Origin of the sequence: Streptomyces sp. NPDC051207 (assembly GCF_040682395.1) — a bacterium.
Lineage (GTDB): Bacteria > Actinomycetota > Actinomycetes > Streptomycetales > Streptomycetaceae > Streptomyces.
The window spans coordinates 24,968-40,170 of record NZ_JBFBAX010000025.1 but is presented as its reverse complement, the minus strand read 5'-3'; the positions used below and the strand labels follow the sequence as shown (position 1 = coordinate 40,170).

At 69.8% G+C, this 15,203-nt stretch carries 14 protein-coding genes and 1 tRNA gene; 8 read left to right on the top strand and 7 right to left on the bottom strand.

What is annotated here, in order from left to right:
- Nucleotides 1–6: 6 nt before the first annotated feature.
- Together AB0M97_RS23005 and AB0M97_RS23000 are read right to left on the bottom strand one after the other, a co-directional pair.
- Entirely contained in the window at nucleotides 7–1,638 is a 1,632-nt protein-coding gene (locus AB0M97_RS23005; RefSeq protein ID WP_365962816.1) for a serine/threonine-protein kinase, read from the bottom strand.
- A 174-nt stretch (nucleotides 1,639–1,812) separates the two neighbouring features.
- On the bottom strand, nucleotides 1,813–2,361 hold the full coding sequence (locus AB0M97_RS23000) for a DNA-binding protein (protein ID WP_365962815.1): 549 nt from the start codon (nucleotides 2,359–2,361) through the stop codon (nucleotides 1,813–1,815).
- 179 nt (nucleotides 2,362–2,540) lie between these two features.
- Here AB0M97_RS23000 and AB0M97_RS22995 point away from each other — a divergent pair.
- Nucleotides 2,541–2,613 (top strand) — tRNA-Ala (locus AB0M97_RS22995).
- A 198-nt stretch (nucleotides 2,614–2,811) separates the two neighbouring features.
- On the opposite strand, the gene AB0M97_RS22990 is transcribed toward AB0M97_RS22995, so the two are convergent.
- Complete coding sequence (locus tag AB0M97_RS22990; protein ID WP_365962814.1) at nucleotides 2,812–3,516, bottom strand: DUF5324 family protein; 705 nt, start codon at nucleotides 3,514–3,516, stop codon at nucleotides 2,812–2,814.
- 365 nt (nucleotides 3,517–3,881) lie between these two features.
- Between AB0M97_RS22990 and AB0M97_RS22985 the strand changes: the two genes are divergently transcribed.
- On the top strand, nucleotides 3,882–4,415 hold the full coding sequence (locus AB0M97_RS22985) for a peptidylprolyl isomerase (RefSeq protein WP_365962813.1): 534 nt from the start codon (nucleotides 3,882–3,884) through the stop codon (nucleotides 4,413–4,415).
- Between the two features lie 229 nt (nucleotides 4,416–4,644).
- On the top strand, nucleotides 4,645–5,553 hold the full coding sequence (locus AB0M97_RS22980; protein WP_365962812.1) for a rhomboid family intramembrane serine protease: 909 nt from the start codon (nucleotides 4,645–4,647) through the stop codon (nucleotides 5,551–5,553).
- A gap of 313 nt (nucleotides 5,554–5,866) precedes the next feature.
- Here AB0M97_RS22980 and crgA read toward each other — a convergent pair whose 3' ends face one another.
- Nucleotides 5,867–6,121 (bottom strand): cell division protein CrgA, encoded by a 255-nt coding sequence (crgA, locus tag AB0M97_RS22975; RefSeq protein ID WP_365962811.1) that lies wholly within the window; start codon nucleotides 6,119–6,121, stop codon nucleotides 5,867–5,869.
- A gap of 139 nt (nucleotides 6,122–6,260) precedes the next feature.
- Here crgA and AB0M97_RS22970 point away from each other — a divergent pair, with 139 nt between their 5' ends.
- From AB0M97_RS22970 to AB0M97_RS22950, 5 genes are all read left to right on the top strand, one after another.
- Complete coding sequence (locus tag AB0M97_RS22970) at nucleotides 6,261–7,037, top strand: DUF881 domain-containing protein (protein ID WP_365962810.1); 777 nt, start codon at nucleotides 6,261–6,263, stop codon at nucleotides 7,035–7,037.
- A 67-nt stretch (nucleotides 7,038–7,104) separates the two neighbouring features.
- Complete coding sequence (locus AB0M97_RS22965; RefSeq protein ID WP_365962809.1) at nucleotides 7,105–7,302, top strand: hypothetical protein; 198 nt, start codon at nucleotides 7,105–7,107, stop codon at nucleotides 7,300–7,302.
- Nucleotides 7,299–7,937, top strand: a complete 639-nt coding sequence (locus AB0M97_RS22960) for an aminodeoxychorismate/anthranilate synthase component II (protein ID WP_365962808.1) — start codon at nucleotides 7,299–7,301, stop codon at nucleotides 7,935–7,937. The genes AB0M97_RS22965 and AB0M97_RS22960 overlap by 4 nt, the downstream gene beginning before the upstream one ends.
- Complete coding sequence (locus tag AB0M97_RS22955; RefSeq protein WP_365962807.1) at nucleotides 7,934–9,241, top strand: class E sortase; 1,308 nt, start codon at nucleotides 7,934–7,936, stop codon at nucleotides 9,239–9,241. Before AB0M97_RS22960 ends, AB0M97_RS22955 begins: the two co-directional genes overlap by 4 nt.
- 13 nt (nucleotides 9,242–9,254) lie before the next feature.
- The gene (locus AB0M97_RS22950; protein WP_365962806.1) at nucleotides 9,255–10,004 is read left to right on the top strand and encodes a class E sortase; all 750 of its coding nucleotides are present in this window, start codon (nucleotides 9,255–9,257) and stop codon (nucleotides 10,002–10,004) included.
- A 106-nt stretch (nucleotides 10,005–10,110) separates the two neighbouring features.
- On the opposite strand, the gene pknB is transcribed toward AB0M97_RS22950, so the two are convergent.
- The 3 genes from pknB to AB0M97_RS22935 form a co-directional block, all read right to left on the bottom strand.
- Nucleotides 10,111–12,120, bottom strand: a complete 2,010-nt coding sequence (pknB, locus tag AB0M97_RS22945; RefSeq protein ID WP_365962805.1) for a Stk1 family PASTA domain-containing Ser/Thr kinase — start codon at nucleotides 12,118–12,120, stop codon at nucleotides 10,111–10,113.
- 170 nt (nucleotides 12,121–12,290) lie between these two features.
- Nucleotides 12,291–13,763, bottom strand: coding sequence for a penicillin-binding protein 2 (locus AB0M97_RS22940; RefSeq protein ID WP_365962804.1), 1,473 nt, complete (start codon nucleotides 13,761–13,763; stop codon nucleotides 12,291–12,293).
- Nucleotides 13,760–15,199, bottom strand: coding sequence for an FtsW/RodA/SpoVE family cell cycle protein (locus AB0M97_RS22935; RefSeq protein WP_365962803.1), 1,440 nt, complete (start codon nucleotides 15,197–15,199; stop codon nucleotides 13,760–13,762). Before AB0M97_RS22935 ends, AB0M97_RS22940 begins: the two co-directional genes overlap by 4 nt.
- Nucleotides 15,200–15,203: the final 4 nt, after the last annotated feature.

Sequence of the window (15,203 nt, the reverse complement as noted above, 5' to 3'; positions counted from 1 at the left end):
TCAGGCTCAGATGCGGGCCAGGGCCCAGAAGCCGACGGCGTAGCAGGCCAGCGCCAGGAGAAGGACCGGGATGACGACCCTGGCCGGTGGGCCGGGACGCCGGGGGCGCGCGGCGCGGTGCCTCGGTACGGGCGGCGGTCCTTGGTGCTCCTGCGTCGTGTACGAGGCTGTTGAGGCGTCGGTGCGTTCCGGGGGCCGGTGCGTCTGGGCGCCATGGGGTGAGAGGCCCGCCGCGGCGTAGTCGGGCTGGGGGGACGGGGCGGCGTACGGATGTGCGGGCGGCTGCTGAAGGTGGCCCAGTGCGTGTGTCGCCTCGCGCGGGGAGACGTGGGGTGGATGGGGAGCAGCGGGTGGGCCCGGTGCGGCTGCCGTGGTGGCCGTGGCCCGCGGGGGCGGCAGAGGGAAGCTGCCCGTGTCGGACATGGAGGGTGGTTGCGGAGCCGAAGGCGGATTCTCGGGCTCGGGTGTGTCCGCAACCCGCGGCCTGGGCGCGGACGTCCGGGGCTCGGGCGTATCCACAGCAGGTGCGTCTGCCGCAGAGGGAGCCGCAGAAGGGCCCGCGGCGACGGCTCGGGCGCCCGGATTCGACGCCGTACCCGCGGACGCTTCCTGTACGGCTGCGGATTCCGTGCCTCCGGTGCTCCCGGTGCCGCCGGGGCCCTGGCGGGGATCGCCCGCAGCGGCGGCTGCCACCGGCGACGACGGCTCCCGGGAGGCTCCCGGACCGCCGCCCGGCACCACCACCCCCGGTGCGCGTCGGAGCGGGCCGTCCGGACCGAACCCCGGTGGCAGCGGCCCGACTTGGTCGAAGATCTCGATCAGCTCGTCGTCGGGGCCGGGCTCCGGCAGCAGCTCGGCAGCCGCGGCGAGCGCCTTGCGCGCCCCCGTCGCCGTACGGAACCGCGCCTCGGGGTCCGGTTGCAGCAGCGTGGCCACCACCTGCCACAGCGGCTCCGGAATGCCCTGGGGCGCGCCCGGCGTCCCGTGCTCCGCGAAGTACTGCACGAGCGCCTTCGCGTCCGGCTTGGCGCCCTCCAGCAGGTACAGGGCGACCAGGCCCACGGCGAACAGGTCGGCGGGGAAGTCCGGCTCGGAGCCCATCATCTGCTCGGGCGCGAGATAACCCGGCGTCCCCACCACGAGGTGCGTCTCGGTCAGGCGCGGCTCGCCCAGCCGTATCGCGATGCCGAAGTCGGACAGCCGGAGCCTCGGCCGGGAGGTGCCGGTCGCCTCCAGCAGCACGTTGGCGGGCTTGATGTCGCGGTGCACGACGCCCTCCGCGTGCACGGCGGCCAGGCCCGACAGCAGCTGGTCGAGCAGGGTGCAGACGAAGGCCGGCGGCAGCGGCCCGTAGTCGCCGATCAGGTGGACCAGCGAACCGCCGGTGACCAGGTCCATGGTGAACAGGACCTTGTCGTCGTCGGCGGCCCAGCTGGCGGGCGCGAGTACATGCGGGTGGTCGATGCGCAGCGCCTGCTCGCGGACGAACCGCAGCAGGGAGTGCGCGTCGCTCTGCTGGAGCACCTTGGCCGCCACGTACCGGCGGCGGCGGTGGTCCCAGGCGCGCCACACGGCGCCGACGCCGCCCCGTCCGATCGGGTCGGCCAGCTCGTACCGGCCGGCGAAGACCTCACCCATGGCTGTGCGTCGCTCCTCCCCCTGCGGCTTCCCCGGTTCCCCCGGAGTCAGGAACCGGATTCCCGGAACCGGATTTCCCGGAATCCGATCCCTCCCCACGCCCTCGTGCCCCCCGTCGTCCGCCGACATCCGGCGTCCCGGCTGCCGACCCCCTTCGGCCGCCGGGCGGCGGAGTCAGCTCTGGTGGGACTGGTAGTGCGCGACGGCGTCCGAGGTGCGGCCGGCGCCGTACACCCGCAGGAACTCCGCCAGCTCCGGGTGGGTCGGGGAGAGGGTGTCCGCCGCGTCGATGATGTCGCCCGCCGCCGCGACCGAACGCAGCAGCGACTGGATCTCGCGGACCACGCGCTTGACCGTGGGCGCACCCGAAGTGCTGGTCGTCTGCGTGGTGTTGCTGAGCACAGAGCCCCCCTGTGACTTCTTGATCTCCTCCATGCGCTCCGTGGCCTCGGCCGCACTCACGTCACCGTTGGCGACCTGTCCCGCCAAGTCCTGCAGCAGCTGCACCCGTTGAACCACGGCGGGATTGCCGATCTTCGCCCGCTGACCGCTCATCAGCTGCGACAGCATCGGCGCCGACAGTCCCAGAACCCCCGCGAGACGAGCCTGGTTGAGACCAAGATCGTCGATGAGCTTGCGGAAGAGCGTCCCCAGTGGCTCCCCGTACCAGTTCCGCTGCAGTTCCCGCGCTCTGGCGGTGGCTTCCTGCTGTGCGGCGTCCATTGCGTCTCCCCATCGCTTCCCCAAAGACCCCGGTTCGCTGTAGCGAACCACGCGTGCATCCTACGGAGAGTGGTGGGGCATAGGGACCCCCTCATTTGCGAGATCCCGGGCCCGACCCGGTACTCTGGACTGCGGCGTCGGCCGGTATGAACGTCCTCCGGCCGGACGCTTGTTTTCCGGGGGCCTTAGCTCAGTTGGTAGAGCGCTGTCTTTGCATGGCAGATGTCAGGGGTTCGACTCCCCTAGGCTCCACAGAGAAACGCCCTCCGACCTGCGGATATGCGGGCCGGAGGGCGTTTTTGCGCCCAAGTTCGCCAGGCCGGCGCGATGCCGCCTGCGCGGTTTCACGTGAAACATCGCCGTGGGGCGGGAAACCCGTACGGCCTGCGTACGGTCTCCCCGCCCCACGGCGATGATCTGAACGGCGATGCGCCCCTGCCCGGGACAGGCTCAGCGCTGGTCGTCGCGGTCCGCGCCCTCCTGCTCGGCCTCCTTGGCTTCCACCTCGGGATCGAGCGCGGCCGTCGAGCCGCTGCCGTCCACCGAGGTCAGCCGGCCGGACTCCGGAACCTCCGTCGCCGCGGGCGGTTCCACCAGCCAGTCCGGGTTGGCCTGCTTGTCCCACCACTTCCAGGCCGCGAAGGCACCACCGGCCAGGACGCCCAGTACCACCAGCGTCCTGGTCGTCCGGCCGGCCCGCGCCCGCCGCTCCTGCTTGCGGACCAGCTTCTGGATGTCCTTCGCCGAGACCTGGCCGCGCAGCGCGGCCAGTGCCGCCGCACTGCGCGCGGCGGCCTCGTCCTTGACGGGAGTGGCGGCGGCCACTGCCTGCTCGATCTTCGGCCGGGAGTACACGGCCGCCTGCTGGGCGGCCTTGCGCGTACGGACGGCGGCTTCGTGGGCGGCCTGGTCGACCTTCGGCGGCACATGCGTACGGGCCTGCTCCAGACGCGGTGCCACATGGACGCCGTACTGGGCGCGGGCCTGTTCGGCGGCCAGCGTCACCTTGGGCGCAAGCCGTACGCGGGCCTCGTATGCGTAGTGCGCGGCCCTGTCCTTGGCCGTGTCGGCGTAGGGCGCCACCACTTCCGCGGCGTGCAGCACGCTGTCCTTCGCCGAACCGGTCGCGGCGCGCACGCTGTCGATGCGGGTCACGGGTTCCTCCTCCTCGGTGGCGTACGGTATTTCGACTTTCCACCCTTTTACGGATCATGCCTGTTGGAGCAGTACCGGGCATGCGAGGACGGGCATCCGGGTCACGGGCCCCGTCGGCCGGAACCGGACGGGATCTGGGGGTGACCACCAGTCGATCTTGCGGAAGAGCGGATCAATACGGACAACGGGAGCCTGTCGTCGACAATGCCACGGATCGCCGGTTCCCGCCCGTGTCCCGTGGCCGCTTGGCCGGATTTCCGCATGTGAGACGGGGCGCACCGGCCTCGGTACCCATCTGCCGGGCGACGAGGGGCGCCGGGCGTGCGAGGATCGGGGAGTCACAAGAAGACAACGGAAGGCAGATCGTGGCTGAGCAGCTTTACGCCACCCTGAAGACCAATCACGGCGACATCGACGTCCGGCTCCTGCCGAACCACGCCCCCCAGACGGTGCGGAACTTCGTGGAACTCGCCAAGGGCGAGCGGGAGTGGACGCACCCCGCCACGGGCGAGAAGTCCACCAGGAAGCTCTACGACGGCACGGTCTTCCACCGGGTGATCAGTGGCTTCATGATTCAGGGCGGTGACCCGCTGGGCAACGGCACCGGCGGCCCCGGCTACCAGTTCGAGGACGAGTTCCACCCGGACCTGTCCTTCGACAAGCCCTACCTGCTGGCGATGGCCAACGCCGGTCCGGGCACCAACGGCTCGCAGTTCTTCCTCACCGTCGCCCCGGCGACGTGGCTGAACCGCAAGCACACCATCTTCGGTGAGATCGTCGACGGGGCCAGCCAGAAGGTGGTCGACTCCATCGCCATGACGCAGACCAACCCGCGCACCGACCGTCCGCTCAAGGACGTGGTCATCGAATCGGTCGTGATCGAGACCAGCCAGGGCTGAGCAGCGGTCCCGGGCAGGGCAGGACGGCCCGGAGGGAACCAAACGCCCCGCTCATCCGTAAGGATGGGCGGGGCGGTGCTTTCCCCACGTCGGGATTTTCCCGCGTGGAGGTTTCCCCGTCCCGGGCTTTCCTGCGCGGGGTATCCCGCGCCCGAACGTCCCGCACCGAGACCCGCACCCGGGTTTCCCGCACCGCGTCTTTCCCGCGACGACGACTGAGGGGATTTCAATGGACCAGGCGCCAGGCAGCCCGAAGGGCCCGGAGGACACCGGTCCGACGGACGCCCGGAGCCTGCCCACCTGCTACCGCCACCCGGAGCGCGAGACCGGCGTCCGCTGCACCCGCTGCGACCGCCCGATCTGCCCCGACTGCATGATCGACGCCTCGGTCGGCTTCCAGTGCCCCGAGTGCGTCCGGAGCGGTTCCGGAACCGGACACCCACCGGGCGCCTCCCGGCCCCGCACCCTCGCCGGCGGCACCGTCACCGCCGACCGCCGCCTGCTGACCAAGATCCTCCTCGGGATCAACGTCGCGGTGTTCATCGCGGTACACGCCTGGTCGGGGCTCAGGTACGACCTGATGCTCATCGGCGCCTGGCCGCCCGCGCCGTTCAGCCCCACCGAGGGAGTCGCCGGGGGCGAGTGGTACCGCATGGTGACGGCGATGTTCACGCACGAGGCCCCGTGGCACCTCGCGTTCAACATGCTCAGCCTGTGGTGGCTCGGCAGCCCGCTGGAAGCGGCCCTCGGCCGGACCCGCTACCTCGCGCTGTACCTGATCTCGGGACTGGCGGGCAGCGCCCTCACCTACCTGGTCGCCGCGCCGACCACGGCCTCGCTCGGCGCGTCCGGCGCGATCTTCGGTCTGTTCGGCGCGACCGCCGTCCTCATGCGGCGCCTCGACCAGGACATGCGCCCGGTACTCGCCCTGCTGGCCATCAACCTGATCATCACCTTCGGGTGGAGCAACATCGCCTGGCAGGCACACATCGGCGGACTGGTCGCCGGTGTCGTCATCGGTTACGCCATGGTGCACGCCCCGCGTGAGCGGCGGTCCCCGGTGCAGTTCGGCAGCTGCGCGCTGATGCTGCTCGTGGTCGTCGCCGTGACGCTTCTGAGAACGATGCAGCTCACCTGAGCGGAGCAACGCCCCGGCTGTGCGGTCACTGTTATCCACAGCGTGTGGCGGATCTTGTGCACACTGTGCGGGAACACTTGTGCCCCCTGTAGCTGACGCGTGTTTCCGCAGGTCAGCCAGGGGGCGAACAAGCTTTCGGTTGCTGGTGGGGCAGTCACACCGGCGTCAACCCCCGATGAGTTATCCACAGATCGTCGTTCTTTTCCCCACTGTGGAAAACAGCTGTGGATAACTCACTGGACAGCTCCGGGCGGAGCTGTGTTCACGCGAAAGCGACCACGCCTTCTTCCACTGCTTCCACGCGGCGGAGAGGCTACTTCCACTGCGTGGAGACGCCGAATCCGGCGGCGATGAACCCGAAGCCCACGACGATGTTCCAGTTGTCGAGCTTGTCGATGGGCAGCGAGCCGTCGGTGACGTAGAAGACGACGATCCAGGCCAGCCCGATGAGGAACAGGGCGAGCATGACGGGCGCGACCCAGGAGCGGTTGGTCAGCTTGATGGTGGCCGCCTGCTTCGCGGGCGGCGGCGTGTAGTCGGCCTTCTTGCGGATACGTGACTTCGGCACGAGGGTCTCTCCTGTCGATGCGCTGCGTGGCCGCGCAGGTACTGGGTCGGGCTCGGGGCGGCTTGCAGGGGACTCTGAGCGCTCCCCCGGGCGTCCGTTAGCGTAGTGCTTCCGCGGCGCCGAAGGAGATAAGGGTACGTTGAGCAATTCTGCCGACTCCCCCGGGACGGGATCCAGCCCCGGCGGCCGACGTCTCCGGCCGGTCCGGGTGCTCACCGTGGCCGTCTTCGCTCTCGCGGGGCTCATCTTCTTCACCAGTTTCAACACCGCCAAAGGCACCAATATCCGCACGGACACGTCCTTGCTCAAGCTGTCCGACCTGATTCAGGAACGCAGCCGCAAGAACGGCGAACTGGACGAGTCCAACGCGGCCCTGCGCGACGAGATGGAAGCGCTCGCCGAGCGCGACAACGGCAGCACGGCGGCGGAGGAGAAGAAGCTCGCGGAACTGGAGAAGAGCGCCGGCACGCAGAAGCTCACGGGCGAGGCGATCTCGGTCACGCTCAATGACGCCCCGCCGGACGCCACCGCCCGGCTCCCCGGCTATCCCGAGCCGCAGCCCGACTACCTCGTCATCCACCAGCAGGACCTCCAGGCCGTGGTGAACGCGCTGTGGCAGGGCGGCGCCAAGGGCATCAAGGTCATGGACCAGCGGCTGATCTCCACCAGTGCGGTGCGCTGCGTCGGCAACACCCTGATCCTCCAGGGCCGGGTCTACTCACCGCCGTACAAGATCACGGCCGTCGGTGATCCGGAGCGGCTGAAGAAGGCGCTGTCGGCGTCCCCGGCGATCCAGAACTACATGGTGTACGTCAACGTCTACGGCCTCGGCTGGAAGGTCGAGGAGCACGACGAGGTCACGCTGCCCGGCTACTCGGGCGCGGTGGACCTGCACTACGCCGAGCCCGTCGGCTGACCGGAACGCTCCCTGTGGACAACCGGAAACCCCGGCCGCCGCGCCGTTAGTCTGTTTGCTGTACGGCGTGAGTCTGGTGCCGTGGCGCGACGGAAGGGACGGCATGTACGGCTGGATCTGGCGGCATCTGCCGGGGAACGTGTGGGTGAGGGCGCTGCTCTCGCTCGTCCTGACCGTGGCCGTGGTCTACGTGCTGTTCGAGTACGTCTTCCCCTGGGCGGAGCCACTGCTTCCCTTCAACGATGTGACGGTGGACAACCAGTGAGCGCACGCATTCTCGTCGTCGACAACTACGACAGCTTCGTCTTCAACCTGGTCCAGTACCTGTACCAGCTGGGCGCCGAGTGCGAGGTCCTGCGCAACGACGAGGTGGCGACCGCGCACGCGCAGGACGGCTTCGACGGCGTCCTGCTGTCGCCGGGACCGGGCGCTCCCGAACAGGCCGGGGTCTGCGTCGACATGGTGCGGCACTGCGCGGCGACCGGCGTGCCCGTCTTCGGCGTCTGCCTCGGCATGCAGTCGATGCAGGTGGCGTACGGCGGGGTGGTGGACCGGGCGCCGGAACTGCTGCACGGCAAGACCTCGCTCGTCGAGCACGAGGGCCGGGGCGTCTTCGCGGGCCTGCCCACGCCCTTCACGGCGACGCGCTACCACTCGCTGGCCGCCGAGCCCGCGACGGTGCCCGCCGAACTGGAGGTCACGGCCCGCACCCGGGACGGGATCGTCATGGGCCTGCGCCACCGCGAACTGCCCGTCGAGGGCGTGCAGTTCCATCCGGAGTCGGTGCTCACCGAGCACGGCCACCGGATGCTGGCCAACTGGCTGGCGGAGTGCGGGGACCAGGGCGCGGTGGCGAGGTCTGCGGGGCTCGCCCCGGTGGTGGGCAGGGCCACGGCGTGACCGCGCTGCGCCCCGAGCGAGAGTCCGGCGCCTCGTACGGGCAGGAGCCGTACGAGGCGCGGGGCGCGCTCGGGGACTGGCCTCGCGCCGATCAGGGGCAGGCACAGCAGCCGCACGGAGCCGACCGGGGGCAGCCGCAGGCGCCTTACGAAGCGGATCACGGGCGGGCGCGGGCGCCGTACGGTCAGGGGGGCGCGTACCGGCAGCCACACGAGACCCCGGCGCACCACGGCACATCGCCCCACGAGCCGCAGCCGCAGCCGCAGCCGGGCCCGCCGCCGGACTTGTCGCGCCGGGAGCCGTCGTACGAGCCGCCGTCGTACGAGCCGCTGCCGTACGAACCTCCCGCGGACGACGAGACGGTGGCGCTGCGGGTGGCCGAACCGCAGGGAGGCGCGGGCGGGCCCGGAGGCTCCGTGTCCGCATCTGCGGCCCCGGTGGCCACCGCGGGAGCCGGCCCGGCGAGCGGGGGCCGCGCGGCCCGCAGGAAGGCCGCCAAGCGGCGGCACGGGCGTCATGGCGCCGGAGGCCGCGCCGGCTCGGCGGGCGCACGGAGCGGGGATTCCGGGCAGGAGGCCCCCGCCGCCCCGCTGTCCCGGATGGAGGCCCGCAGGCAGGCGCGGGCGCGCAGGCCCAGCCCGGCGGTGGTCGCGAGCCGGGTGATCGGCGAGGTCTTCATCACCACGGGCGTGCTCATGCTGCTGTTCGTCACCTACCAGCTGTGGTGGACGAACGTCCGGGCGCAGGCGCAGGCCGGCAAGGAGGCCAGCGACCTCCAGGACGACTGGGCGAAGGGCGAGCGGAGCCCGGGCGCCTTCGAGCCGGGGCAGGGTTTCGCGCTGCTGCACATTCCGCGGCTGGACGTGGTGGTACCGATAGCCGAGGGCATCGACAGCAAGGGCGTCCTCGACCGGGGCATGGTCGGCCACTACGCCGAGGGTGCGCTGAAGACCGCGATGCCGGACGACAAGACCGGCAACTTCGGGCTGGCGGGGCACCGCAACACGCACGGGGAGCCGTTCCGGTACATCAACCGGCTGGAGCCGGGCGATCCGATCGTCGTAGAGACACAGAACAAGTACTTCGTCTACAAGATGGCGTCGATGCTGCCGGTGACGTCACCGAGCAACGTGAGCGTCCTCGATCCCGTGCCGAGGGGGTCGGGCTTCACCGGGCCCGGCCGCTACATCACGCTCACGACGTGCACACCGGAGTTCACCAGCAAGTACCGGCTGATCGTCTGGGGCAAGATGGTCGAGGAACGGCCGCGCAGCAAGGGCAAGCCGGATGCGCTCGTCAATTAAGGGCAGATGAAACGTGGCAGCGACCACCGACGGCACCGAAGAGCACACCGACGCGCTCCAGTCGCCCCCCGCACCGGCACGCCGCCGCGGCACGGGCCCGCTGGCCACGGCCGTCGGCCTCCTCGGCGAACTTCTGATCACGGCGGGCCTGGTGCTGGGCCTGTTCGTCGTCTACTCCCTGTGGTGGACGAACGTCGTCGCGGACCGCGAGGCCGACAAGCAGGGCGACAGGGTCCGTGACAGCTGGGCGAAGGACTCCGGGCCCGGCGCGCTGGACACCAGGGCCGGCATCGGCTTCCTGCACGTCCCCGAGATGACCGAGGACGAGATCCTCGTCGAGAAGGGCACGACGTCCAAGATCCTCAACGACGGCGTCGCCGGCTACTACACGGACCCGGTCAAGGCGGCCCTGCCCATGTCGGGCAAGAAGGGCAACTTCTCCCTCGCCGCCCACCGGGACGGCCACGGCGCGAAGTTCCACGACATCGACAAGCTCGAGAAGGGCGACGCGATCGTCTTCGAGACGAAGGACAAGTGGTACGTCTACAAGGTCTACGGCATCCTCCCCGAGACCTCGAAGTACAACGTCAAGGTCCTCTCCCCGATCCCCGAGGAGTCGGGCAGGAAGAAGGCCGGCCACTACATCACCCTGACGACCTGCACCCCGGTCTACACGAGCCGCTACCGCTACGTGGTGTGGGGCGAGCTGGACCGCGTGGAACAGGTCAACGCGGAACGGACTCCGCCGAGGGAACTGCGCTGACGCGCACCGCACGACACGACGGAGCCCTGGCACGGCGGGGCCCTGACACGACGGAGCCCCGGCACCGGGAAGGTGCCGGGACTCCGTCACGCGACGGGCGGGCGGGTCAGTCGTCGCCGGTGATGCCGCCGAAGAGGCCACCGCCGCCGTTGTTGCCGCCACCGTTGTTGTTGTTCCCGCCGTCGCCCTGACCGGCGGTCACGAGGTCGACCTTGCTGCCCTTGGGGACCGTGGTGCCCTGGCCGGGGTTCGAGACGAGGACGATGGCGTTGTCGTCACCGGGGCCGGTGATGTTGCCCACCTGCAGACCCGCGTCCTGGATCGCCTTCCTGGCGTCCTTGACGGACTGGCCCTGGACGGTGGGGACCTGGGTCTGCGGGGTCTCCTTGGCCTTGCCGATCTGGATCGTCACCGTGGAGTTCTTGTCGACCGAGGAACCGGCCTCCGGCGTGGTCGCGACGACCTTGCCGACCAGGGCGGGGTCGTCGGTCTCCACCTCGGTGCAGGTGCCCCTCAGGTCGTTGGCCTGCATCTGGGCCACCGCCTCGTCGCACGACTTGCGGGCGACGTCCGGCACCGTGGCCTTCGCCTCTTCCTTGGCGATCGTCAGGGTGATCGTGGAGCCCTTCTCCACCTCGGTGCCCTTGATCGGGTCCTGGTCGAGGACGGTGCCCGGGTCCTCGCTGGACTCGCGGGTCTCCGTCTCGACCGTCAGCTCGTAGTCGTCGCCCTCCAGCTTGTCCTTGGCCTCATCGAGGCTCAGGCCGATCACGCTGGGGACCGCGACCTTCGGCGACCCGGTGGACACCACCAGGTTCACCGTGGACTGCTTGTCGACCTTGGTGCCCGCCACCGGGTTCTGCGAGCAGATCTTGCCCTTGCTCTGGTCCTCGCAGGGCTCGGAGGCGAAGGAGACCTTGAGATCGACGTTGAGGGCCAGCTTCTCGGCGCCGGCCTTCGTCTCGCCGATGAAGTTCGGGGCCGCCACCTGGTCGTTGCCCGTGTCGTTGCCCGAGAACGCCCACTTGCCGATCAGGATGGCGCCGACCAGGACGAGTACGCCCGCCACGACCAGCAGGATCGTCGAGGTGTTCGACTTCTTCTGGCGGCGCCGGTCGGGGCGGTCGTCGTAGCCGTAGCCGCCGTCGTCCGGGTTCATCGGCGGCAGCATCGACGTGGCGCCGCCGCCGGCGTCCGCGCGCAGGGCCGTCGTCGGCTGGTCGTCGGGGTATCCGGCGTAGCCCGCCGCACCCATCGCCGCCGTGGCCGCGACGGGCTGGCCGTCGAGGCAGGCCTCGATGTCGGCGCGCATCTCGTCGGCGGACTGGTAGCGGTAGTCGGGGTCCTTGACCAGCGCCTTCATCACGATCGCGTCCATCTCGGGCGTGATCTCCGGGTCGAAGACGCTCGGCGTCTGTGGCTCCTCCCGCACGTGCTGGTAGGCGACCGCGACCGGGGAGTCCCCGACGAAGGGCGGGCGGACCGTCAGCAGCTCGTAGAGCAGGCAGCCGGTCGAGTACAGGTCGGACCGTGCGTCGACCTGCTCGCCCTTGGCCTGCTCCGGCGACAGGTACTGCGCGGTGCCGATGACGGCGGCCGTCTGCGTCATCGTCATGCCGGAGTCGCCCATGGCGCGGGCGATGCCGAAGTCCATCACCTTGACCTGGCCGTTGCGCGTCAGCATGACGTTCGCCGGCTTGATGTCGCGGTGCACGATGCCGTTGCGGTGGGCGTACTCCAGGCCCTGGAGGATGCCGACGGTCATCTCCATGGCGCGCTCGGGCAGCAGCTTGCGGCCGCTGTGCAGCAGCTCGCGGAGCGTGGATCCGTCGACGTATTCCATGACGATGTACGGGATCGAGACCCCGTCGATGTAGTCCTCGCCCGTGTCGTAGACCGCCACGATCGCGGGATGGTTGAGCGAGGCGGCCGACTGGGCCTCCCGGCGGAACCGGGCCTGGAAGGACGGGTCGCGTGCGAGGTCCGCGCGAAGCGTCTTCACCGCCACGGTGCGGCCGAGGCGGGTGTCATGCCCGAGGTAGACCTCCGCCATGCCACCGCGGCCGAGCACCTGGCCCAGCTCGTACCGGCCGCCGAGGCGACGCGGCTCTTCCATAGCTACCTACCAGCCCTCTCCGTCGGTCCCGGCCGGCACGTCCTGTGCGGCCGGAGGCTGCCGTCCGGGCCTACCGTACCCGGCTCGTTTTGTATGACCTGGCCGAGCCCGTCAGCCGATACCGGACCGGTACCGCAACGTGCACCGATGTGAAGCAGACGTGAGCGGGCTCACTCCCGGTTGCCGACGACCGCCTCCATCACCTGCTTGGCGATCGGCGCCGCGAGGCCACCGCCGGAGATGTCGTCACGGACGGCGTTGTCGTCCTCGATGACGACGGCCACGGCGACCGGCGAGCTGCCGTCGTCGAGCTTGGCGTAGGAGATGAACCACGCGTAGGGGTTCTCGCTGTTCTCGACACCGTGCTGGGCGGTACCGGTCTTGCCGCCCACGGTGACGCCGTCGATCTTCGCGTTGGTTCCCGTGCCCTTCTCGACCACGGTCTCCATCATCGACTGGAGCTTCTGCGCGTTGTCCGGCGACAGCGGCTTGCTCATCTCCTCGGGGTCCGTCTTCTCGATGACGTCGAGGCTCGGGGCCTGCAGCTCGTCGACCATGTAGGGCTTCATCAGCGTGCCGTTGTTGGCGACGGCCGAGGCGACCATGGCCATCTGCAGCGGGGTGGCCGCCGTGTTGAACTGGCCGATCGAGGACAGCGCGGTCTGCGACTTGTTCATGTCGTCGGAGAACACCGACGCGCTGGAGCGGATCGGCGTGAACTGCTCCTCGGTGAAACCGAACTCCTTCGCCGTCTCCAGCATCTTGTCGTTGCCGAGGTCGGCGCCGATCTTGCCGAAGACGGTGTTGCAGGACACCCGCAGCGCCTCACGCAGCGTGGCGTTCTTGCAGGGGAGGTTGCCGTCGTTCTTCAGCTCGGTCGTGGTGCCCGGCATCACCCACGGCAGCGGGGTGTCGGTCTTCGCGTCCGGGTCCGTGTAGAGCCCGTGCTCCAGCGCGGCGGCCGCGGTGACGACCTTGAACGTGGAGCCGGGCGGGTAGACCTCGCGCAACGCCCGGTTCAGCATCGGGTCGTCGGGGTTGTTCTTCTTCTGCAGCTTCTTCCACGCCTCGGCGTCGGAGGCGTCGTCGCCCGCGATCGTCGACGGGTCGTACGACGGGTAGGACGCCAGCGCCAGGATCTTGCCGGTGGACGGCTCCAGCGCCACCACGGCACCCTTGCCGCCCTGCCGCTTCAGGCCGTTGTACGCGGCCTTCTGCGCGGCGGCGCTGAGGGTGGTGACGACGTTGCCGCCCTCCTTGTTCTTGCCGGTCAGCATGTCGAGGGTGTTGCGGAAGAACAGCCGGTCGTCGTTGCCGGTGAGGATGCCGTCCTCGATGGACTCCAGCTGGTTGGCGCCGAAGGCCTGCGAGACGAAGCCGGTGACGGGCGCCCACATGGGGCCGTCCTTGTACGTGCGCTTGTACTTGAAGTCGCCCGACGTGGTGGCGTGCCCGGTGATCGGGTCGCCGCCGACGATGATGTCGCCGCGCGGCGAGGCGTACCGCTCGATGGCGACGCGGCGGTTGTGCTCGTCCGTCCTGAGCTCGTCCGCCTTCACGTACTGGAGCCAGTTGTCGCGGATGAGCAGGGTGAGGACGAGGAGGCCGCAGAAGATCGCGATCCGGCGCAGGGGCTTGTTCATGACGGGCGGACCACCTGGGTCATCTCGGCGTCGGGGTTGGCGGCGGGGGCGGGCGCCGGCCGGCGCGCGGTGTCGCTGATGCGCAACAGGATGCCGACGAGAGCCCAGTTGGCGATGACGGAGGAACCTCCGGACGCCAGGAACGGCATGGTCATGCCGGTCAGCGGGATCAGGCCCATGACACCGCCGGCGACCACGAACACCTGGAGTGCGAACGCGCCGGACAGGCCGATGGCGAGCAGCTTGCCGAACGGGTCGCGGGCGGCGAGGGCGGTGCGCACGCCGCGCTCCACGAGCAACGCGTACAGCAGCAGGAGCGCCATGACACCGGCGAGGCCCAGCTCCTCGCCGAAGGTGGCGAGGATGAAGTCGGAGTTGGCGGCGAACCGGATGAGGTCCGAGTGGCCCTGGCCCCAGCCGGTGCCGAGGGTGCCGCCCGAACCGAAGGCCCACAGGGCCTGCATGGCCTGCTCGGAGTGGCCGCCGACACCCGCGCGGCTGAGCGTGTACTCGCGCATCGGGTCGAGCCAGGCGTCGACGCGCTGCTGGATGTGCGGCTCGAAGCTGGCCACGCCGACGGCGCCGACCGCGGACATCAGCAGACCGAACACGATCCAGCTGGTCCGCTCGGTGGCGACGTACAGCATGATCACGAACATGCCGAAGAACAGCAGCGACGTGCCGAGGTCGGTCTCGAAGACCAGGATGAGGATCGAGATCGCCCACACGACGAGGATCGGGCCGAGGTCGCGGCCGCGCGGCAGGTACAGGCCCATGAAGCGGCGGCTGGCGAGCGCGAGCGCGTCCCGCTTGAGCATCAGGTAGCCGGCGAAGAAGACCGCGAGCACGATTTTCGCGAACTCACCGGGCTGGATGGAGAACCCGGCGACGGAGATCCAGATCTTCGCGCCGTAGAGGTCCTTGCCGAGGCCCGGCACCAGCGGCAGCAGCAGCAGGACCAGCGCGCCCAGCATGGAGATGTAGGTGTAGCGCTGCAGGACGCGGTGGTCCTTGAGGAAGATCAGCACCACGGTGAACAGGGCGATGCCCATCGCCGTGTAGAGCAGCTGGCGCGGAGCCGCGGAGCCGGCCTGATCGATCGACCGGAGCAGCTCGGACTGGTCGAGCCGCCAGATGGCGACGAGCCCGAGCCCGTTCAGCAGGGTCGCCAGCGGCAGCATCAGCGGGTCCGCGTACGGCGCGAACTTCCGTACGACGAGATGGCCGACGCCGGCCATCAGACCGAGGCCGAGGCCGTAGCTCAGCAGACCGGCGGGCACCTCGTCATTGATCGCCAGCCCCACATTGGCGTAAGCGAAAACCGGGATCACCACAGCGAACACCAGCAGCGCGAGCTCGGTGTTGCGGCGGCTCGGGGCGCCGATCGAGCCGATCGTGGACGTGTGGTGCGTCGGCGAGTTCGTTGGACTGCTCATCGTG